Annotated in this window: 23 protein-coding genes; 11 read left to right on the top strand and 12 right to left on the bottom strand. The window is 52.0% G+C overall.

Annotated features, from left to right (window positions below):
* Window positions 1-82 precede the first annotated feature (82 nt).
* Complete coding sequence (gene tyrS, locus QLH52_RS23325) at window positions 83-1276, bottom strand: tyrosine--tRNA ligase (protein WP_425257972.1); 1194 nt, start codon at window positions 1274-1276, stop codon at window positions 83-85.
* A gap of 147 nt (window positions 1277-1423) precedes the next feature.
* Between tyrS and QLH52_RS23320 the strand changes: the two genes are divergently transcribed.
* Together QLH52_RS23320 and QLH52_RS23315 are read left to right on the top strand one after the other, a co-directional pair.
* Window positions 1424-2716, top strand: coding sequence for a peptidoglycan DD-metalloendopeptidase family protein (locus QLH52_RS23320; protein WP_319963137.1), 1293 nt, complete (start codon window positions 1424-1426; stop codon window positions 2714-2716).
* Window positions 2717-2720: 4 nt separating this feature from the next.
* Entirely contained in the window at window positions 2721-3836 is a 1116-nt protein-coding gene (locus tag QLH52_RS23315; protein ID WP_319963139.1) for an anhydro-N-acetylmuramic acid kinase, read from the top strand.
* Here the strand turns inward: QLH52_RS23315 and erpA are convergent.
* On the bottom strand, window positions 3828-4160 hold the full coding sequence (gene erpA, locus QLH52_RS23310; RefSeq protein ID WP_033159303.1) for an iron-sulfur cluster insertion protein ErpA: 333 nt from the start codon (window positions 4158-4160) through the stop codon (window positions 3828-3830). The genes QLH52_RS23315 and erpA overlap by 9 nt on opposite strands.
* A gap of 237 nt (window positions 4161-4397) precedes the next feature.
* On the opposite strand from erpA, the gene QLH52_RS23305 reads away from it, so the two are divergent.
* Window positions 4398-4895 (top strand): SixA phosphatase family protein, encoded by a 498-nt coding sequence (locus QLH52_RS23305; protein WP_319963136.1) that lies wholly within the window; start codon window positions 4398-4400, stop codon window positions 4893-4895.
* Window positions 4896-4911: 16 nt separating this feature from the next.
* Here QLH52_RS23305 and nirJ read toward each other — a convergent pair whose 3' ends face one another.
* The 10 genes from nirJ to QLH52_RS23255 are packed head-to-tail and all read right to left on the bottom strand — an operon-like array spanning window position 4912 to window position 12021.
* Window positions 4912-6051 carry a heme d1 biosynthesis radical SAM protein NirJ gene (gene nirJ, locus QLH52_RS23300; protein ID WP_319963135.1) on the bottom strand — a complete coding sequence of 380 codons (1140 nt, stop codon included), beginning with the start codon at window positions 6049-6051 and terminating at the stop codon, window positions 4912-4914.
* A 3-nt stretch (window positions 6052-6054) separates the two neighbouring features.
* Window positions 6055-6534 carry a siroheme decarboxylase subunit beta gene (ahbB, locus tag QLH52_RS23295; protein WP_205451265.1) on the bottom strand — a complete coding sequence of 160 codons (480 nt, stop codon included), beginning with the start codon at window positions 6532-6534 and terminating at the stop codon, window positions 6055-6057.
* On the bottom strand, window positions 6534-6977 hold the full coding sequence (locus tag QLH52_RS23290) for an AsnC family transcriptional regulator (protein WP_319963134.1): 444 nt from the start codon (window positions 6975-6977) through the stop codon (window positions 6534-6536). Before QLH52_RS23290 ends, ahbB (QLH52_RS23295) begins: the two co-directional genes overlap by 1 nt.
* A gap of 2 nt (window positions 6978-6979) precedes the next feature.
* Window positions 6980-7546, bottom strand: a complete 567-nt coding sequence (gene ahbB, locus QLH52_RS23285) for a siroheme decarboxylase subunit beta (protein ID WP_319963133.1) — start codon at window positions 7544-7546, stop codon at window positions 6980-6982.
* On the bottom strand, window positions 7539-7994 hold the full coding sequence (locus tag QLH52_RS23280) for an Lrp/AsnC family transcriptional regulator (RefSeq protein ID WP_033159297.1): 456 nt from the start codon (window positions 7992-7994) through the stop codon (window positions 7539-7541). Before QLH52_RS23280 ends, ahbB (QLH52_RS23285) begins: the two co-directional genes overlap by 8 nt.
* A gap of 1 nt (window position 7995) precedes the next feature.
* Window positions 7996-9174 carry a cytochrome D1 domain-containing protein gene (locus QLH52_RS23275; protein WP_319963132.1) on the bottom strand — a complete coding sequence of 393 codons (1179 nt, stop codon included), beginning with the start codon at window positions 9172-9174 and terminating at the stop codon, window positions 7996-7998.
* Between the two features lie 20 nt (window positions 9175-9194).
* The gene (locus QLH52_RS23270) at window positions 9195-9815 is read right to left on the bottom strand and encodes a cold shock domain-containing protein (protein WP_319963131.1); all 621 of its coding nucleotides are present in this window, start codon (window positions 9813-9815) and stop codon (window positions 9195-9197) included.
* 11 nt (window positions 9816-9826) lie between these two features.
* Window positions 9827-10129, bottom strand: a complete 303-nt coding sequence (locus tag QLH52_RS23265) for a c-type cytochrome (protein ID WP_319963130.1) — start codon at window positions 10127-10129, stop codon at window positions 9827-9829.
* 3 nt (window positions 10130-10132) lie between these two features.
* A complete protein-coding gene (locus QLH52_RS23260; protein WP_319963129.1) occupies window positions 10133-10444 on the bottom strand; it encodes a c-type cytochrome in 312 nt (103 codons plus the stop codon).
* Window positions 10441-12021 carry a cytochrome D1 domain-containing protein gene (locus QLH52_RS23255; RefSeq protein WP_319963128.1) on the bottom strand — a complete coding sequence of 527 codons (1581 nt, stop codon included), beginning with the start codon at window positions 12019-12021 and terminating at the stop codon, window positions 10441-10443. The genes QLH52_RS23260 and QLH52_RS23255 overlap by 4 nt, the downstream gene beginning before the upstream one ends.
* A 214-nt stretch (window positions 12022-12235) precedes the next feature.
* Between QLH52_RS23255 and QLH52_RS23250 the strand changes: the two genes are divergently transcribed.
* From QLH52_RS23250 to QLH52_RS23215, 8 genes are all read left to right on the top strand, one after another.
* Window positions 12236-12799 carry a MarR family winged helix-turn-helix transcriptional regulator gene (locus QLH52_RS23250; RefSeq protein WP_064010020.1) on the top strand — a complete coding sequence of 188 codons (564 nt, stop codon included), beginning with the start codon at window positions 12236-12238 and terminating at the stop codon, window positions 12797-12799.
* Window positions 12800-12885: 86 nt separating this feature from the next.
* The gene (gene pdxA, locus QLH52_RS23245) at window positions 12886-13872 is read left to right on the top strand and encodes a 4-hydroxythreonine-4-phosphate dehydrogenase PdxA (protein WP_319963127.1); all 987 of its coding nucleotides are present in this window, start codon (window positions 12886-12888) and stop codon (window positions 13870-13872) included.
* A 2-nt stretch (window positions 13873-13874) separates the two neighbouring features.
* Window positions 13875-14666 (top strand): 16S rRNA (adenine(1518)-N(6)/adenine(1519)-N(6))-dimethyltransferase RsmA, encoded by a 792-nt coding sequence (rsmA, locus tag QLH52_RS23240; protein ID WP_319963126.1) that lies wholly within the window; start codon window positions 13875-13877, stop codon window positions 14664-14666.
* A gap of 164 nt (window positions 14667-14830) precedes the next feature.
* Window positions 14831-15469 (top strand): adenylate kinase, encoded by a 639-nt coding sequence (gene adk, locus QLH52_RS23235; protein WP_319963125.1) that lies wholly within the window; start codon window positions 14831-14833, stop codon window positions 15467-15469.
* 96 nt (window positions 15470-15565) lie between these two features.
* Window positions 15566-16972: a 3-isopropylmalate dehydratase large subunit gene (gene leuC, locus QLH52_RS23230; RefSeq protein WP_319963124.1), complete on the top strand. Its 1407-nt coding sequence runs from the start codon at window positions 15566-15568 to the stop codon at window positions 16970-16972.
* Window positions 16973-16975: 3 nt separating this feature from the next.
* Window positions 16976-17614 (top strand): 3-isopropylmalate dehydratase small subunit, encoded by a 639-nt coding sequence (gene leuD / locus QLH52_RS23225; protein ID WP_319963123.1) that lies wholly within the window; start codon window positions 16976-16978, stop codon window positions 17612-17614.
* Between the two features lie 21 nt (window positions 17615-17635).
* On the top strand, window positions 17636-18715 hold the full coding sequence (gene leuB, locus QLH52_RS23220; RefSeq protein WP_319963122.1) for a 3-isopropylmalate dehydrogenase: 1080 nt from the start codon (window positions 17636-17638) through the stop codon (window positions 18713-18715).
* 5 nt (window positions 18716-18720) lie between these two features.
* On the top strand, window positions 18721-19743 hold the full coding sequence (locus QLH52_RS23215) for an aspartate-semialdehyde dehydrogenase (RefSeq protein ID WP_033159286.1): 1023 nt from the start codon (window positions 18721-18723) through the stop codon (window positions 19741-19743).
* Window positions 19744-19757 lie beyond the last annotated feature (14 nt).

Below are 19757 nucleotides of genomic sequence, written 5' to 3'. Positions count from 1 at the left end.
ACCAAGTCGACCGCTTCACCGCTAAAACTTAAAAGCCAGAGCAGTGAAGAGCCGCTCATTCTAATCACCCAACATCCTCGCGTCAAGAAATTATTTCTATTCGCGCAAACTTTCTTTTCCCTACTTGATAAACATGCCTCGCAGGCGCCGAAATTAAAGCTTTGGGATCCTCCAATTTTTCACCATCAATCTTTACTGCACCTTGTTTGATCAAACGTAGTGCTTCAGAAGTACTTTCCACTAAACCAGCATTTTTCAATACATTAGCAATCGGCATCCCCTGCTCATCGACCTTTATTTGAACCTCTTCGATAACATCCGGTAAAGCTCCACGCTGAAACCGAGCCTCAAAACTTTCCAGAGCCGTTTTTGCAGCCTGCAACCCATGAAATCTACCAACAATCTCCTGGGCAAGCGCAACTTTGTAATTTCTTGGGTTCTCGCCACTCTCACACGCAGTCCGCCAACTTTCTATTTCAGTCATTGGCTTAAAGCTCAATAATTTAAAATAACGCCACATGAGCTCGTCGGAAATCGACATGATCTTGCCAAACATATCGTCGGGCGCGTCCGCAATGCCTATGTAGTTATTAAGTGACTTGGACATTTTCTGCACGCCATCAAGCCCTTCCAAAATCGGCATAGTCAACACGACCTGAGGTTTTTGCCCATAACCTTCCTGCAATTGCCTACCCATCAACAGGTTAAACTTCTGATCCGTACCACCCAGCTCAACATCCGCTTTCATGACCACCGAGTCATAGCCTTGTATTAAGGGGTACAAGAATTCGTGAATTGCAATCGGTTGACCACCCTTATATCGCTTACTGAAATCATCACGCTCCAGCATTCTCGCCACGGTATTTTTTGCCGCCAACTGGATTAGCTCAGCACTGGTCATCGCCCCCATCCACGCCGAATTGAACTTCACCTCGGTTCTTTCGGGATCAAGAATTTTGAACACCTGCGCCTGATAGGTTTTCGCGTTTTCCGCCACTTCTTCACGACTCAACGGTTTACGGGTGACGTTTTTGCCAGTCGGATCACCTATCATCGCGGTAAAATCGCCGATCAAAAATTGCACGTTATGCCCGGCATCCTGAAATTGCTTCAGCTTATTAATCAGCACCGTGTGCCCCAGATGCAAATCAGGCGCGGTCGGGTCAAATCCGGCCTTTATTGTTAGCGGCCGATTTTCCTCCAATTTTTTGACCAAATCAGATTCCAGCAAAATTTCTTCAGCGCCGTAACGCAACTGAGCCAAGGTTTCTTGCAACAATTTATTCTCCAATTAGCCTTAAGTTTTGGCCGCGCATTATAAGTGATGGAATTGTAGGGAAGGATAAAAAATGGCCTTTTGTTGGCCTTATGCACCAAAATTCCCTACAATGAAACGCTCGACAAACAATGAAGTGTGATTACTGTGAAGAACAGAATACTCAAGTCGGTGCTTTTAGGCACCTGCACCGTTGTTGCCGCCAGCGCAAGTTACGGATTGATACCGCATAAAGGTTTTGAAGACGCAAAAACCTTGGAGCAAGACAGACTGATCTCGTCCAAGATCAACCAATACACCAAATACGTAGAACCTCCCGAAGCGCAACACCTCAACATCACCGAGGAACTTGAACACACCGTTAAATCCGGCGAGAACCTCTCCAGCATTTTTTCCGCACTCAATTTAAGCCGGGAAGATTTGCATAAAATCATCCACGCCAACCCTACGGGCAAACAATTCGCCGACGTCGAACCAGGTCAAGACGTCGTCGCTACGTTGAACGCTTCAGGCGAACTGGAACAGTTGACTTACAGCAAAAATCCGTTCGAAACATTGATAGCCACGCGGCATGACGACAATTTCGACGTGGAACTACTCAGTAAAAAAGTCGATTACCAAATTGCCAGCGCTAAAGGCTCTATCGATTCCTCACTGTTCGAAGACGGCAAGGAAGCTGGCCTGCCGGAAAAACTAATCCTGAAACTGGCTGACATCTTTGCCTGGGACATCGACTTCGCACTTAATTTAAGAGACGGCGACCAATTTACCGTCGTCTATGAAAAGCTGTTTGTAGACGGTAAAGAATTCGATACCGGCGAGATCCTGTCAGTTGAATTCGTCAACCAAGGCAAAACCTATACCGCCGTGCGCTTCGAAGACAACCAAGGCAACACCGGTTATTACACCCCGGACGGCAACGGCCTGCGCAAAGCCTTTCTGCAAACGCCGATGGATTTTGCCAAAATCAGCTCGCACTTTGATTTGCACCGCAAGCATCCCATCCTAAACACCATCCGCGCTCACAAAGGCGTCGATTATTCCGCAGCCATCGGCACACCAGTTAAAACCACCGGCGACGGCAAAATTGTCTTCCGCGGCGTGAAAAACGGCTACGGCAATGTAGTGGAAATAGAACACGGCCAAAAATACTCAACTTTGTACGCCCACCTGTCCGGTTTCAAATCCGGTCAAAAACTCGGTAGCGCCATCAAACAAGGCGACGTGATCGGTTATGTCGGCAAAACCGGCTTAGCTACCGGCCCGCATTTGCATTATGAATTCCGTATCGGTGGCATGCATGTCAACCCGGTTACCGCCAAAATACCGCACTCTATGCCTATGGACAAAGCCTTATTGGCCAAATTCAAAGCACAAACCCAGCCATTTTTGGCGCAACTGAAACAAGCCAAAGGCGACGCAATGGTTGCTCAAAACTAATACAGTGTCCGAGCTTTATATAGGCTTAATGTCAGGGACCAGCGTCGATGGTATCGATGCTGGTCTTGTGGATTTTAGCAACGGCAAAATACAACTTGTCGCATTCCATTACCAAGCATTCCCCCCCGAACTCCGGCAAAAAATTCACAAGCTTAGTCAAGCGAATCAACCTGTTTTATTAACAGATTACGGCTCGCTGGATAGCCAGATCGGTCGTTTATTCGGCGAAACCGCGCTGACTTTATTAAGTAACGCTCAGATCCCAGCGAGCGCAATCAAAGCTGTCGGTAGCCACGGCCAAACCGTTTATCACGCCCCGGAGACTGCCAATGGCTTTTCTCTGCAAATAGGCGACCCGAATCGCATCGCCGAAATCACCGGCATCACCACGGTCGCCGATTTCCGCCGCCGCGACATTGCCGTCGGCGGCCAAGGCGCGCCGCTGGTTCCAGCCTTTCATCAAGCGGTTTTTAGCGACGCAGCACAAGCCAGAGTCATCGTCAATATTGGCGGCATCGCCAACATCACGGTGTTAAACGATAAACCGGTCATCGGCTTCGATACCGGCCCCGGCAATGGTTTAATGGACTGGTGGTGTCAAAAACATTGCAACCAGCATTATGACCGTAACGGCGATTGGGCAGCCAAGGGCAAAGCGCACCTTGCCTTGCTCGCAGCTTTAAGTGACGACGATTACTTCCGGCTAGCGCCACCGAAAAGCACTGGCAAGGAATATTTTTCGCCTGCATGGTTACAGCAAAAGCTCAGCTTATTTCCAGACCTTGAGCCCGAAGATATTCAAGCCACACTCTGTCAATTCAGCGCCGATACTATCGCCGACGCCATTAATCAATATGCGCCGCGTACCTTGCAAACCTTGATTTGCGGCGGCGGAGCGCATAACGGCCAATTGATGAAGCTGTTACGGAAAAGTCTGGATATGTCTGTAACGTCGACAGCGGAACGGGGAATCGACCCGGACCATGTCGAAGCGATTGCTTTTGCCTGGCTGGCACGGCAAACCCTGAACAATTTGCCGGGAAATCTATGCAGCGTCACGGGCGCAGCTACGCCCGTGGTATTAGGTGGGATTTATCCGGGTAAAAACGGCTTAAGCTGAGAAAGACGAGCCGCAACCGCAGGTAGTGGTCGCATTTGGATTGCGAATCACGAATTGCGCACCAGACAAGTCCTCCTTGTAATCGATTTCGGCACCGCTAAGATACTGAATACTCATCGAATCGATCAGCACTGTCACACCGTCTTTGAGGATTTGCGTATCGTCGTCATTCACCTCTTCGTCAAAGGTAAAACCATACTGAAATCCGGAACAGCCGCCACCGCTGATATAAACTCTGAGCTTAAGATTATCGTTACCCTCTTCCTGAATTAAACCCGCTACTTTTTGCGCTGCACTGTCGGTAAAAACAATAGGATCGGACATATAAAACTCTATAAGCAATTGAAAGATTGAGCGATTATGACTATACCTAGTAATTCAGTCAAGAATTATCCACTATATTTCCCAGGCTAGCGGTTAAAGCCCTAAAGGCGTAACAACCAGGCAACTATTTGCGCTAAATTTAGCTGGAACTTAAACACACTCCATCGCTTCGCCGAAAGCCCAAACGTCTCGATAGCCGAAGATTCCAGTTAAAACTGTCCGACAAGGAAACCAACCATGCTTATCACCTTCCTCAGACACGCTACCGCAGAAGTTGGTGGCTTATCGCTGCCCGACTCGGACAGAGCCTTAATCGATAAAGGCGAAAAGCAGGTAAAACGCATCGCTGCATTTTGTTTGGCCAACGGCTTAATTCCGGAATCAATTTATTGCAGCCCGCTGTTACGCGCCCAACAGACCGCAAGGCTCCTCAACCAAAGCCTGTCTGGCAGCCCGGCCCCGCAAACCGTTAGTTGGTTGGCAATCGAAACAGCTACACCCACTATACTCACCGAACTTAGCAAACTCGCCCGGCGTGGCATAAGCGACGCATGGCTAGTCGGGCACGAACCGGACTTTTCGACTGCCATTTCCCGGCTTCTGGGCACAACTCCCGACAACATTGTTATCAAAAAAGCCTCTCTGACTCGATTGGATACCGATTTTTCGGATCAAGCTTCGGCTAAATTGCTGTGGAGCATCCCATGTGCATTGATGCACCAAGGTCAAACTTAACCAAACTCAAGCCCATCTAAGCCAAAATTTCTTCGTCCAACAGGTAACAGCCTGGATCCTCGGCCCAAAAATCGCCCGTCATTTGCTGCGCGCGAACCCGCGTATTACCGTTGCAGATGCTTTGATAATGGCATTCACCACAGCGTCCCTTCAGCGGCCGCGGCGACGCTTTCAATCCGGCCATCAACGGATCATTGACGTCCATCCAAATTTCGGAGAAAGGTCGTTTACGCACATTGCCCAAGCCGTAATGCCACCAAAACGTATCCGGATGGACATTACCGAGATTGTCAATATTGGCGACGTTGACGCCAGAGGCGTTACCGCCCCATTGCTGTAGTTTGGTTCGGATGTGCTCCGCGCGCTCAGGAAACCGCCGCTTGACCCAATGTAGAAAATACACGGCGTCAGCGTCGTTGTTACCGGTCACTACCTCGCGGTGCAAACCTTGCTGCTCCCAACTTAAAGACTTTTCGAACAAGCTGTCCATGACTTTGCGGGTCAACTGAAACTCGGCGTCGTCTTTACGGTTTTTGTTACCGCGGCCACCGTAATTCAAATGCGACAGGTAGAATTTATCTATGTCTTCGTCGTCCATCAATTGCAACAAACCCTCGAAATCGTGGGCGTTGTCTTGGGTCAGCGTAAATCTGACACCGGCTTTAATGTCGTGTTCACGGCATAAACGAATACCGGCTAGCGACGCCTCGAACGAACCTTGCTTCTGGCGGAACGTATCATGGGTCTGGCCAATGCCATCCAGGCTAACACCGATATATTGGTAGTCGATGGCGGCAATTTGCTGGATGTTAGATGGATTAATCAAGGTGCCGTTACTGGACAAAGCCACATAAAATCCCATGTCACGAGCACGCTGCGAGATAGCAAAAATATCCGGATGCAGCAACGGCTCACCGCCGGACAGAATCAATACTGGGACTTTAAACGCCTTCAAGTCGTCCATCACCGTGTAAATTTCCGGCGTGCTCAATTCGCCGGGGAAATTGATGTCGGCGGAGGTAGTGTAGCAATGCTTGCAGGTTAAATTGCAACGGCGGATCAAATTCCAGATCACCACCGGTCCCGGCGGCTTGCGTGGCGCCGTCAAAGGGGTTGGATGCAGCAGTTCGCGCATGTATTGGCTCAGTCTGAACATGCTTTATCCTCCGATTCTTAAACCGGTTTTTTTTAGAATTTTAGTGCTGTACAACACCTCGTGGTTGCGTGCTTGCGCACCCAATAATTCGGCAATGATAGCCACTTGCTTGCCGGCATCCTGTTCGGTCTTGCCGTGCACCATGGCGAACAGGTTGTAGGGCCACTCCGGCAAATGCCGGGGACGTTGATAGCAATGACTGACAAACGGTAGCATGGCCACTTTTTGTCCAAGGTCGTCGACGTACCCATCTTCGACATCCCAAACTGTCATACCGTTAAAGCGGTAACCCAGTTTGTAATGATTGGGCACCGCAGCAATGCGGCGAACCACCCCGGTCTGTTGCATTTCGGCCAGATGTAACATCACGGTTTGGGCGGACAAGCCCAATTGCTCGGCAACGGCTTGGTAGGGCTCGCTGACCAAAGGCAAACCGGCCTGGGTAGCTTGGATAATTTTCCGGTCTATTTCGTCGATTGGCATCAGGCTTCCAATTGCAAGCCAACGTAGTATTCGCTGATCTTCGGCATGTTGTAGACGGTCAGGCTGGTTTGGCGTTCGATTTCCGCGATGACGGTTGCCACCTGTTCGGGTTGCTCGGTCGCCAGCACAAACCACATATTTAATAAATGATTGCGGGCATAGTTATGCGCCACTTCCGGGAAGCTATTGACGATTTCGGTTACTTCATCGAAGCGCGCCTCCGGTACTTTCAGGGCCGCCAAGGTCAAGGCGCCACCCATTTGTTCGGCGTGATACATTGGCCCAAAACGCGACAACACACCATCGGCCAGCATGGCTTGCAATCTGCCCAGCAGTTCGGCTTCTTCAAGCCCCAATTCCTCGGCAACTCGTTGATAGGGTGCTGCGCAAATCGGGAAGCCTTGCTGCAGGCGGTTGATAATGGCTTTGTCTATGGCGTCCATGTTTAGGCGAAGTGCATTCCAAAAGACTGCTTGTTTTTAATCTCCTCAGTCCTGCTCTCTCCGGCAATAGAGGGAACGGCCCCATCGCGATTGGGGCGAGCATATAGAGCACCACGCTGTTTAAAACAGCGCCGGCTAAACAATACTTCGAATGGATACTCGCATAGATTGCAGGCATGCCGCAGCTCGGCCCATTGTTCCAACACCACGTCTCGGGTCTTACCATGAATCATACAATACAGGTTATACGGCCAGATTTCGCCTTGGCGCGGGCGTTGATAACACAGATTCACACAAGCCTGCTGGCTGATCAAAGCGCCCACCCGAGCCACCCGGTCGTCTGGCACATCCATCACAATCATCGCATTGGCCCGGTAGCCGAGTTGACGATGCTTGACGACTACGCCCCAACGCTTGATTAATCCCTGGGTCTTCAAGCGGGCCAAACGCTCGATCACGTCTTGCTCGGCTATCGCCAATTGCTCCGCTATTGCCGCATACGGCCTCGCCGCAATCGGCAAACCGGTTTGCACGGCGGCAATCAGTTGATAATCGATCGCGTCAATCATGCAGATTTAGCTCAAATCCCAGGTTGATGAAATAGTCGGCCAGCATCGGCAGCAGCATCGCCGGATAGCCGGTTTGAGTTTCGATATCCGCGATCACGCCTTTAAGGTGAGCCTCACTGTCCGCAATCAATACAAACCAGAGATTGAAGCGATTTTCGCGCTCATAGTTGTGATTGACTTCCGGATAAGCGCTGACCAATTCGGCGACCCTTGGCAAATCAAATTCCGGCACCGCCATCGCCACCAGCGCGCTATTACCGATGCTATTGGGCGCGATAACCGGACCGATGCGGCTGATCATCTGCTGTTCGGATAAGGTTTGAAACGCATTTAACACCTCATCCTCGCTAACCCCAAGCTGCTCGGCGATGTCGCGGTAGGGAGTCGGGCTCAACGGAAAATCCTGTTGATAGTCGTTGAGCAAGCGTTTGTGCAAGGGTGCCAGCATGTTACCAACCTATGCGATTGGCGCGATCAGTGAAGAAAATCCCACTGGGTTTTTGCGCCGGCAGGCGGGCGGTTTCGGCAAAGGTCTCAGTGTCATAAACCATCACCCGGTCCTCGTCGCGCACCGCCAGCCATACCGATTCGCCGCGTGGACTGAATTCCATGTGCAGCACGGCCTTGCCGGGTTGCAGTGTTTTAAGCACATTAAAATCTTTCAAATCGATCACTTCCACGGTTTGATTGTCCGGAAAGGCGAAATTCACCCACACCTGACGCCCGTCCGGCCGAGAGGTAACGAACACCGGCTGTCCAGCAACCGGAATACGCTTGACCAACTCCCATTCGCGGGTGTCGATCACCAACACCTCATGCAATCCCACTGCCGGTACCAGCAACCAGTCGCCGGCCACGGTCCAGCCTTCCAGATGCGGCATTTTATAGACCGGCATTTGTTCATCGTCTTTGCCGTAATCTTCCAGAATATGTTCGACACCATTTTCCGGCTGCCACAAATCCAGCAAAGCCAAACCTTTTTCACCAAACAATCCAGCGCCGTAGAAATGGCCATCCGGCGTCAATAAGGCGTCGTAAGGCTGTTTGCCTACGTCTTTAAATTTTTTTACGCCAGGTTGACGCGGATTTTTAGCATCAATCAGCCAGATTTCGTTACCTTCGAACAGACTGCAAACGAAGCGTTGACCCGGCGCGTCAACCAAACCGACCACTTTGGATAATTTATTGTCTTCGCCGTAAATAGCTGGGATTTCGGCCAGTTGTTCCAGCGTCACCGCGTCGAACAGCTTAACGCCGCCGGGTGTGTAATTAGAAACCGCAATCACTTTGCCGTCCTGAGAAATCGCCCCGCCGATGCTGTTGCCGGCCTGGATGATGCGTTTATCGATTTTGTCTTGCAGCAAATCGATCTTGGTCAAACCGCCATCGCGTCCGAATACATAGGCGTAGCGCTGATCGCGGGAAAACACTATCGAAGCGTGAGACAAATCGCCCAAGCCTTGGATATGGCTCAACGAGGCGGGCTTCGTGGTATTGACAATCTGTATACTGCCGGTTTCGCGTTCGATCACTACACCGAGATCGCCGGTGCCGCGCGGATCGCCATTGGCTTGACAAACCCAAAACAACGAAACAGCAATGGTAACTTTACGAATTATTTGCTTCATATCGACGCCAAGGAAAATTTTTAGTGCCCACACCATTGATCTTCGCAGGGCCGCCCGTCATTGTCACCATCCGTCACGCTGCCAGGACAATTATTCAAATAGAACATTGCTTCTTCACATGAAGTCATTTGCGTGCATCGCGTTTTGCCTTCACATGTAAATTTCGTAGTGACTTGTATTTCAGGCTGTTCTAGCGGCTGATAGCTGACCTCCGCGACCGGCGGCGACCAAGAAATAGTGCTTTCACGACTTTTAAATTTATTCACCGCAAATCCAACGACAAGCACAACAATAACAACAGAACTAAATACTGATCGATAGTTGCTGTTTTTATGCTTATAAGCACGAGCCTTATAAGGTTGAGGTTTAATTGCATTTTTTCGCGGCGCTACTGAGGCTGACTTAACGAGCTTCCGCTCCGAGAATACGCTTTTCATCCCTTCGATAGTAACGCCGACAGCTCTTTTTTGGCCTGTCAGGTCGGTGATTACATCGAAATAAACTATGTCGCTTTCAACCGGCCTTTGGATTGCACCTTTCAACGAAGATATATGAAAAAATACATCCTCACTGCCATCGTCGGGGGTAATAAAACCATACCCTTTATCGTCGATCCAACGTTTTAAAATACCTTTTTGCACGCTAATCGAATCTAAGGTTGCCGTAAGCGTTGAATCAACCAGTTTGTTTCATCGACGCTCAGAAAACTCTTCCACGGCGGCATAGCCGTGCCTGCTCGACCGTTTTGAATCGCATCCGCCAACAGAGCGTCGCTTTTGCCAGCCAGCGCTTCCGGCATCAACGACGGTCCCAAGCCGCCTTTCGGCGGCAGGCCGTGACAGGAGCCGCAATCATGCTTGAGCATATTCAACAGCTCCTGCTGCCTTTGCGGATTGGGTTGTTCCGCAACGGCGCAGGTGGATAGCAAGCCGATCAATAGCCAGCAATAACGCATTGCCTAGGGTTTAACGCTGCCGTAATACGCGGCGATGTCGTTGATTTCCGCGTCGGTCAACGAGCCGGCAATCGCATTCATGATGTCGGATTTCCGAGTTTTGTCGCGATATTGTTTGATCGCGGTTTTCAAATACTCGGGATCGCGGCCGCCCAACGGTGGAAACGGCGCGTCGGAGCTGGGCATCCGGATACCGTGACATTGCGCGCACACCGCACCTGCCTTGGCTTGACCGACATACAAACTGGTAGCCTGTGCGCTACCGGCGGCAAGCAGCCCCGCCAGCAACGACACGATAAAATGAGTCATCTTCATTTTGATTGCTCCATTTCGTCAGGTGACAAGCCACGAGTCATGTATTTAACCCGGCCGCGAGAGAAGATACCCGCCGGGCTTTCCATCGGCACGGTGGCGACTTTTTGCAAGGTGTTGGAATCGTACACCACCACTTCGTCGCCGTTGTAACCGGCGCTGATATACAGGAATTTGCCATCGGCGCTATATTCCGGGAAGTAGGCGTGACCGCCGACATCCAGCGTTCTAGCCACTTCCAGGGTTTTCTTGTCGATCAACTGTACAGTACGGGCACGTCTATCCTTGCTGATGATGTCAACCGCGACATAAGGCGCGTTGGCATGTGCAGCCGGAGATTCGGTACCGCCGGAAACCGGCACCTGTTTCACGACTTCCATTTTGTCCAGATCCCAAACACTGACCACGGTTTTGTCGCAATCGCCAAAGTTGGTACCAAAGCCCAAAGTACGACCATCCACTTTGACTGCCGAACCACCACCCACGTGCGGCACACAACCGGCTTCCAATTTTTTGATAATTTCGCGTTTTTCCAGATCGATCGCAGCGACGATGCTGTCGTCATAAGACGCGATCATCAATTTTTTGCCGCCGTGGGTCAGGAAAGCATCATGCAGATGCCGGCCGACATTCTCGATCCGGGTAACCGGAAAACCTTCTTTGTTTAAATCGATAACCCAAACCTGACCGGCATTTTCCAATGCAATCGCAAAAATGTCTGCATAAGGGGTGCCGATGATCATGCCGGAGTCGGAGGAAACATGTTTGCCGTCCGGATCGGTGCCTTCCAGTTCGAAGGTTTTCAATGGCTCCAGCGTATCGGCATTCAGAATCACGGCGTTATGTGGGACGAAAGAACCGGCCATGATGTATTTACCGTCGCGCGATACGCCCATGCCCGGGCCGTTCCAGCCGGTTTTGATACTGCGCACCGCTTGCATGGAATATAAATCAACTTTAAAAATCTCGGCGGTATCAGTTTTTACATACGCCCAGCGCGGATTGGCCGGGTTGAAATCGATGATATGTGCGGCAGTGCCGGTCGGTACTTCGCCGACTTTTTGATGGGTGGAGCTGTTAATGAAGATAGCTTTGGAGCCTTCGCCTCGACCGTATTTGCCGCGCGCCGCAACACCAATCAAGTTTTCGAATTTATCGTCGATTTGGAAAGTTGGCTTGGCCGGTAATGTACTTTCGTCTTTGACATAGACTTTCAACGACTTTTTCATATCGTCGATTGTCCAGGCCGGGTTGGGCTGTTTTGGCGTTTCTTGCAAATGTTTGATCACGCCGCGAATTTGGTCGTCATCAAGCTTACCGTAGAACGGAGGCATCAAGGTGTCGAAGCTGCCGGCCATCACGATGGTACGCAAGGCGGTGGGGCTGCGGCCTTTCAAGGTCGCCGAGTTCAATGCCGGCGCCAGATATCCGCCATGGTCGGAACCGTGGCAGCTGGCACAATTATCTTGATAGAGTTTATGGAAATCGTCGGATTTTGCCATCGCCACTCCGGATGACAACAGCATGGCGATAGAACTCGCCAGTAGGGATTTATTCAGCATTTTTATAGTATTTTTCATTTAAAATTCCTGCCACCCGCAAGTTAAAAAAAAGAGCCAACTTGGTGCATTAAACCATAAAAGATCAGGACGAACAGACACCCGATTTAGCATGGTAAAATAACAGCTTGTTGACTCCAGGCCGATGTTATAAAGTAAAGTTTCGATTCGCTATCAATTTACTCCCTAAACTATCGCCTTGTCAACCTAGTGGGTCACGATGAGAATGCAATTTATGCAACAAACTGATATTTACGAACTTATTGAGTGCATGACTACATTGATCCGCTCCGAAGAGCGGAAAAAATGTACGGAACTGGGCTTGCAGCCGGTACACTTCCAAGTGCTCAATTACCTCTCGCGCTGCAATAAATATAGCAACACCCCAGCGGCTGTCGCCAATTATCTGGGCATGACTCGCGGCACCGTTTCGCAATCGCTGATTATTCTGGAAAAGAAGGGCTATATCGGTAAAACGCCAGATGCCAACGACAAGCGAGTGGTGCATTTACAGTTGCTGCCGGACGGCGCGGCCATACTCAAACAAGCGCGACCGTCTGACTTATTCCACGGAGCCACGGCCATTCTGCAAAGCAGCGATTCGCCGCCTTCAGACGCCAATGTGTTTCAGCAAGCCCTTACCGCGCTGCAAAAAGCAAATCAGTCGCAATCATTTGGTGTTTGCAAAACCTGCCGCAATTTCAGCGAAAAAGACGGTGGCTTTTTCTGCCAGCTGACCCAGGAAAAGCTCAGCACAGACGATAGCGAGCAAATTTGCCAGGAACACAACCCTGTTTAGCTATCCGCGCAGTGCCCAGATAGGCGTTAAACAGATCCCGGCCCGGCTTATACTGCGGGATTTATCGAATAGATTTGGGAGTTAATATGGCCATACCTCGCATCGCCTTGACGCCAGGCGAACCGGCTGGCATTGGCCCGGATTTATTTATACAACTGGCGCAACAGGACCAGGCTTGTCAACTTGTCGCCATTGCTGATCCGGAACTATTGCAACAAAGAGCGGAGCAGATAGGTCTGCCGTTGGCCATTCAACTTTTCGACATCGATCAAGCTGTTAACAAACAGCAAGCCGGGACCCTAACCGTGCTGCCCATCAGCCTAAGCGAACCAGCCGTTTGCGGAAGACTCAACCCCATCAATAGCCGATACGTTCTGGAAACCATCCGCCAAGCCACTCTGGGCTGCATGAGCGGCGTATTTGCCGCAATGGTGACCGGCCCGGTCCACAAAGGCGTGATCAACGACACCGGCATTCCTTTCAGCGGCCACACCGAGTTTATCGCCGAACTGACCGGCGGCAGCCCAGTCATGATGCTGGCAACACCGGGCCTGCGCGTCGCTTTGGCAACCACGCATCTGCCGCTGTCAGAAGTAAGCGCCGCCATCACCTCGGATGCATTGGCGACCGTTATCCGGTTGCTGGACCGCGACCTGCGCCAACGCTTCAACATTACCGACCCGAAAATTTTGGTCTGCGGCCTTAATCCGCACGCGGGCGAAAGCGGCCATCTCGGCCGGGAAGAAATCGAGATTATCGAGCCGACGTTGGAGCGCCTGCGTTGCGAAGGCATTCACCTATACGGCCCGCTACCCGCCGACACCCTGTTTACACCCAAATACCTGGAAACCGCCGACGCCGTGTTAGCGATGTATCACGATCAAGGTCTACCGGTATTGAAATACAAAGGCTTCGGTCAAGCGGTGAATATCACCCTTGGTCTGCCTATCGTCCGCACCTCGGTAGACCACGGCACCGCCCTGGAACTGGCCGGCACCGGCAAAGCCAATCTCGGCAGCTTGCAGTTTGCCTTGCAGACTGCGCTGGATATGATTCCCCACTTAACAAACTAAAAATGACCCACACCGCCCGCAAACGCTTCGGCCAGAATTTTCTGCACGATCACAGCATTATTTACAACATTCTAGCCAGCGCCCATCCGCAGACTGGCGAACATTGGGTGGAGATCGGCCCCGGGCTGGGTGCGTTGACCCAACCTTTATTGGAGTCCGGCGCTAAACTCGATGTCGTTGAACTGGACCGAGATTTAGTCAGTCGTCTGCAAAAGCAGTTTGCCGGCCACAGCAACTTAACCGTGCACAGCGCCGATGCATTGAAGTTCGATTTTGCCGCGCTGGCAAAAACCGGCGAGAAACTGCGCATCATCGGCAACCTGCCTTACAACATTTCCACACCACTAATGTTTCACCTACTGGAATCCACCGATTGCGTGGAAGATATGCTGTTCATGCTGCAAAAAGAAGTGGTGGACCGCATTTGCGCCGAGCCCGGTAGCAAGGCATACGGCCGGTTGAGCGTGATGATGCAGTATTACTGTGAAACGGAATTGCTGTTCGACGTACCGCCGGAAAGTTTCGATCCGATCCCGCAAGTGATGTCGGCCATCGTCCGCCTGACCCCGCACAGCCAACCGCCGGTCGACATTCCAGACCTAAAAAGCTTTAGCCAATTGGTGACCCAAGCTTTTTCGCAGCGCCGAAAAACCATCCGCAATTCGCTGAAAAACTTCATCTCCGAGCAGCAGATTATCGAACTTGGCATCGACCCCAATCTACGCGCCGAATCGATCAGCCTGGCCGAGTTCGCCCTGCTCAGCACTCACAGCCAAGCAAGCACCGCCAGTTAAGTTCGCAACTCCCCGCGCCGCCGGCTCGACAAGATTTGGCGGCATTCGCATGGCAAGTGCGATAAAATGCCGCATTTTTCCGCCAGGCTCACGAACTGATGCGCTTGAGCCGGCTCTCTTTAATATAAGGCAACCAACCTGATTCATACACTGGAGTGATTGATATGCGCATTATCCTGTTAGGCAGCCCCGGCTCGGGCAAAGGCACCCAAGCCCAGTTCATCACGGAGAAGTTCGCGATTCCGCAAATTTCCACCGGCGACATGCTGCGCGCCGCCGTCCGCGAAGGCACCCCGCTGGGTATTGAAGCCAAAAAAATCATGGATGCCGGCGGCCTGGTTTCCGATGACATCATCTTGGGTTTGATTAAAGACCGCATCACTCAGGACGATTGCAAAAATGGCTTTTTGCTCGATGGATTTCCGCGCACGATTGCACAAGCGGAAGGTCTGGCAAAAATGGGCGTAGAACTGGATTACGTCGTGGAAATTGCCGTCGATGACGAAGAGATCATCAAACGCATGAGCGGCAGGCGCGTGCATATGGCCTCGGGCCGTACCTATCACGTGGTGTTCAATCCACCGAAACAGGAGGGCTTGGACGATGTTACAAACGAGCCTTTGATCCAACGCGACGACGATAAAGAAGAAACCGTTCGCAAGCGCTTAAGCGTGTATCACGAGCAAACCAAACCGCTGGTCGGCTTTTATTCCGCGCCCGGTCAAAACGTCAAATTCGCGTCGATTGCGGGTGTCGGTTCGGTGAGCGAAATCACCGACAAAGTGTTAGCGGTGTTGGCATAAAAACTTCGTAGGGTACGCAACACGTACCTTTTAGCTTTCGGTACGCGATACCCCAAAGGGCATAAATGCGTACACCACCTAAAAAGAGAAATCCAAATGGCAGGTAAAACCTTATACGACAAACTCTGGGACGACCACGTCGTCCATACCGAAGACGACGGCTCTTGCCTGATCTATATCGACCGGCAGTTGCTGCACGAAGTGACTTCACCGCAAGCTTTCGACGGCATGCGCATGTCCGGCCGCCAACCCTGGCGGGTCGCCCGCAATCTGGCCGTCGCCGACCATAACGTGCCGACCTCCGGCCGCGCGCAAGGCATCGCCGACCCGGTTTCCCGTCTGCAAGTGCAAACCCTGGAAAACAACTGCGCCGAGTTCGGCATCACCGAATTCGATATGGCCGACATCCGCCAAGGTATCGTCCATGTGGTCGGTCCGGAACAAGGCGCCACCCTGCCCGGCATGACCGTGGTCTGCGGCGACTCGCACACGTCAACCCACGGCGCCTCGGCCGCGCTGGCCTTCGGTATCGGCACCTCGGAAGTGGAACACGCCCTGGCCACGCAAACGCTGGTGCAAAAGAAAGCCAAAAATATGCTGATCAAGGTCAACGGCAAAACCGGACCGGGCGTTACCGCAAAAGACATCGTGCTGGCCATCATCGGCCACATCGGCACCGCCGGCGGCACCGGTTACACCATCGAATTCGGTGGTGACGCGATTCGCGCGCTGAGCATGGAAGGCCGCATGACGGTCTGCAATATGGCTATCGAAGCCGGTGCCCGTGCCGGTTTAATTGGTTGCGACGAGAAAACCATCGAGTTTTACCAAGGCCGGCCTTATTCGCCCAAAGGCGAGGACTGGAATATGGCGGTCCGTTACTGGGAAAAACTGCATTCGGACGCCGACGCCAAATTCGACAAAGTCATCGAATTCGACGCGGCCGCGATCAAACCGCAAGTCAGCTGGGGCACGTCGCCGGAAATGGTATTACCGGTCGATGCATCCATCCCCGACCCTATTCAGGAAGCCGATCCGGTCAAGAAGCAAAGCATCGAACGCGCCCTGCAATACATGGGCTTAACATCCGGCCAAAAAATCACCGACATCAAGCTGGATAAGGTGTTTATCGGTTCCTGCACCAACTCGCGCATCGAAGATTTGCGCGCCGCGGCTGCGGCGATCAAAGGCCGCAAAAAAGCTGCGTCGGTCAAACAAGTGCTGGTGGTGCCAGGCTCGGGTTTGATCAAACAACAAGCCGAAGCGGAAGGCCTGGACAAAATCTTCACCGCCGCCGACTTTGAGTGGCGCGAACCGGGTTGCTCGATGTGTCTAGCGATGAACGCCGACCGTCTGGATGCCGGCGAACATTGCGCTTCGACCTCGAATCGTAACTTTGAAGGCCGTCAGGGTTACGGCGGCCGTACCCACTTGGTGAGTCCCGCCATGGCTGCCGCGGCTGCGATTGCCGGCCACTTTGTCAACGTCGCCGAGGAGGCTTAAATCATGCAGGCTTTTACCACTTTAACCGCCCTGGTGGTGCCGATGGACCGCGCCAATATCGACACCGACGCGATCATCCCCAAACAATTCTTGAAATCGATCCGTCGCGCCGGCTTCGGTCCGTATTTGTTCGACGAATGGCGTTATTTGGATCATGGCGAACCGGAAATGGATTGCACCAACCGTCCGTTGAACAAGGATTTTGTTTTGAACCAACCGCAATACAAAGGGGCGCAGATTCTGCTGACCCGGGAAAACTTCGGTTGCGGCTCATCGCGCGAACACGCACCGTGGGCACTGGAAGACTACGGCTTCCGCGTGATCATCGCGCCGAGCTTTGCCGACATTTTCTTCAACAACTGTTTTAAAAACGGCATTCTGCCGATTGTGTTGCCGGCAGAAACCGTAGACCTGTTGTTCAAGGAGGTTGTCGACGGTTACCAATTGACGGTCGATCTGCAAAGCCAATCCATTACCACACCAAGCGGACAAAACATTGCCTTTAACGTCGATGAAAACCGCCGTTACCGCTTGCTGAACGGCCTGGACGACATCGCACTTACCTTGCAACATGCCGACAAAATCAAGAGTTACGAAGCCGAGCGCGCCAAACGCGCACCGTGGTTGTTCAAAGACGCATAAGCGCCACTGAAAGGTAAAAAAATGCCCAAAAAAATAGCAGTCCTGGCCGGCGACGGCATCGGACCGGAAATTGTCGCCGAAGCGATCAAGGTACTAAGCTTTCTAAATACCGACATGAATCTGGGGTTGGTATTCGAGAACGCCTTGATTGGTGGTGCGGCTTACGACGCTTTCGGTACACCCCTGCCGCAAACCACGCTGAATCTGTGCAAAAACGCTGATGCGGTGCTGCTGGGTGCGGTCGGCGGCCCCAAATGGGAGCCATTGGCGCATGCGATACGTCCGGAGCGCGGCTTATTGGGCATTCGTTCGGAGTTGAATCTGTTCTCTAACCTGCGTCCGGCGATTTTGTATCCGCAATTGGTCGACGCATCGACCTTGAAACCGGAAGTGGTGTCGGGCCTGGACCTCATGATCGTCCGCGAATTGACCGGCGGCATTTATTTCGGCCAGCCGCGCGGTGTGCATGTCGCCGAAAACGGCGAGAAAGTCGGCATCAATACCAAGATTTACAGCGAATCAGAAATCCGCCGCATCGCCCATTCCGCATTCAAGATTGCGCAAAAACGTCACAAAAAACTGTGCTCGGTCGATAAAGCCAATGTACTGGAAGTGACCGAACTATGGCGCAGCGTGATGACCGAAGTGGGTAAGGACTATCCGGACGTACAACTGAGTCATATGTATGTCGATAATGCTGCGATGCAACTGGTACGGGCGCCGAAACAATTTGATGTGATCGTCACCAGTAATATGTTCGGCGACATTCTGTCCGACATCGCCGCAATGCTGACCGGCTCCATCGGCATGCTGCCGTCGGCTTCCCTGGATGCCAATGCCAAGGGCATGTATGAACCGATTCACGGTTCCGCGCCGGACATCGCCGGCCAGGGTATCGCCAATCCCTTGGCGACGATTTTGTCGGTGGCGATGATGCTGCGTTATACATTTAACCAGCCGGAAGCCGCCGAGCGTATCGAACGCGCGGTGAACAGCGCATTGGATAGTAAAGTCAGAACCGCTGATATTTATTCGGAAGGCATGACCAAAGTCAGCACTTCCGGCATGGGCGATGCTGTTCTTAACGCCTTAAAAGGATAAGCAATATGTCTAAAACTTATGATGTAGCAGTCGTCGGCGCCACTGGCGCGGTCGGCGAAACCATGATTTCCATTTTGGAAGAACGCAATTTTCCGGTGGGCAAAGTCTATGCATTAGCCAGCGAGCGCTCGGCCGGCAAACGTATCCCGTTTAAAGACGGGTCGCTGGTGGTGGAAGATTTGGCGACCTTCGATTTCTCGAAAGTGCAAATCGGCTTATTTTCTCCCGGCGCGTCAGTGTCTGCGGAATATGCGCCCAAAGCGGCCGCAGCTGGCTGTGTGGTGATCGACAACACCTCTCAATTTCGCTACGACGACGACATTCCGCTGGTGGTGCCGGAAGTCAATCCGGAAAAAGTTGCCGACTACAAAAATCGCGGCATTATCGCCAACCCCAATTGCTCGACCATCCAGATGTTGGTGGCCCTGAAGCCTATCTACGATGCGGCAGGTATCAGCCGCATCAACGTCGCTACCTATCAAGCCGTTTCCGGCACCGGCAAGGAAGCGATTGAAGAATTGGCCACTCAAACCGCGAATTTGTTGAATGCCAAACCGGTCGAGCCTAGCGTGTATCCAAAGCAAATTGCTTTCAACGTGTTGCCGCAAATCGATGTCTTCATGGATAACGGCTACACCAAGGAAGAGATGAAAATGGTCTGGGAAACTCGAAAAATTCTGGGAGATGCCGATATTCTGGTCAATCCCACAGCGGTGCGGGTGCCGGTGTTTTTTGGGCATTCGGAAGCCGTGCATATTGAGACTAAAACCAAGATCTCCGCTGAGCAGGTTCGCGAGCTGTTGGCGTCTGCCCCTGGGGTAACGTTGTTGGACGAACGTGAGAACGGCGGTTATCCAACGGCGGTGACGGAATCATCCGGCAACGACGATGTATTTGTCGGCAGAATCCGCGAGGATATTTCCCATCCGACCGGCATAGATCTATGGGTAGTGAGTGATAACGTCAGAAAAGGTGCTGCGCTTAACAGTGTGCAAATAGCCGAAGTGCTGGTAAAAAGCTACATCTAGTCTACGCTTAGCTC

Origin of the sequence: Methylomonas defluvii, assembly GCF_033949435.1 — a bacterium.
GTDB lineage: Bacteria > Pseudomonadota > Gammaproteobacteria > Methylococcales > Methylomonadaceae > Methylomonas > Methylomonas defluvii.
Note: the sequence above shows the minus strand (reverse complement) of the source record. Positions and strands in the feature narration are given on the sequence as shown.

Bases quoted from the DNA above. Each gene is read 5' to 3' on its own strand.
- erpA (WP_033159303.1), bottom strand. From the start codon at position 4,160: ATGTCCGATCCTATTGTTTTTACCGACAGTGCAGCGCAAAAAGTAGCG.
- QLH52_RS23305 (WP_319963136.1), top strand. From the start codon at position 4,398: ATGCTTATCACCTTCCTCAGACACGCTACCGCAGAAGTTGGTGGCTTA.
- nirJ (WP_319963135.1), bottom strand. From the start codon at position 6,051: ATGTTCAGACTGAGCCAATACATGCGCGAACTGCTGCATCCAACCCCT.
- ahbB (WP_205451265.1), bottom strand. From the start codon at position 6,534: ATGCCAATCGACGAAATAGACCGGAAAATTATCCAAGCTACCCAGGCC.
- QLH52_RS23290 (WP_319963134.1), bottom strand. From the start codon at position 6,977: ATGGACGCCATAGACAAAGCCATTATCAACCGCCTGCAGCAAGGCTTC.
- ahbB (WP_319963133.1), bottom strand. From the start codon at position 7,546: ATGATTGACGCGATCGATTATCAACTGATTGCCGCCGTGCAAACCGGT.
- QLH52_RS23280 (WP_033159297.1), bottom strand. From the start codon at position 7,994: ATGCTGGCACCCTTGCACAAACGCTTGCTCAACGACTATCAACAGGAT.
- QLH52_RS23275 (WP_319963132.1), bottom strand. From the start codon at position 9,174: ATGAAGCAAATAATTCGTAAAGTTACCATTGCTGTTTCGTTGTTTTGG.
- QLH52_RS23265 (WP_319963130.1), bottom strand. From the start codon at position 10,129: ATGCGTTATTGCTGGCTATTGATCGGCTTGCTATCCACCTGCGCCGTT.
- QLH52_RS23260 (WP_319963129.1), bottom strand. From the start codon at position 10,444: ATGAAGATGACTCATTTTATCGTGTCGTTGCTGGCGGGGCTGCTTGCC.
- QLH52_RS23255 (WP_319963128.1), bottom strand. From the start codon at position 12,021: ATGAAAAATACTATAAAAATGCTGAATAAATCCCTACTGGCGAGTTCT.
- QLH52_RS23250 (WP_064010020.1), top strand. From the start codon at position 12,236: ATGCAACAAACTGATATTTACGAACTTATTGAGTGCATGACTACATTG.
- pdxA (WP_319963127.1), top strand. From the start codon at position 12,886: ATGGCCATACCTCGCATCGCCTTGACGCCAGGCGAACCGGCTGGCATT.
- rsmA (WP_319963126.1), top strand. From the start codon at position 13,875: ATGACCCACACCGCCCGCAAACGCTTCGGCCAGAATTTTCTGCACGAT.
- adk (WP_319963125.1), top strand. From the start codon at position 14,831: ATGCGCATTATCCTGTTAGGCAGCCCCGGCTCGGGCAAAGGCACCCAA.
- leuC (WP_319963124.1), top strand. From the start codon at position 15,566: ATGGCAGGTAAAACCTTATACGACAAACTCTGGGACGACCACGTCGTC.
- leuD (WP_319963123.1), top strand. From the start codon at position 16,976: ATGCAGGCTTTTACCACTTTAACCGCCCTGGTGGTGCCGATGGACCGC.
- leuB (WP_319963122.1), top strand. From the start codon at position 17,636: ATGCCCAAAAAAATAGCAGTCCTGGCCGGCGACGGCATCGGACCGGAA.
- QLH52_RS23215 (WP_033159286.1), top strand. From the start codon at position 18,721: ATGTCTAAAACTTATGATGTAGCAGTCGTCGGCGCCACTGGCGCGGTC.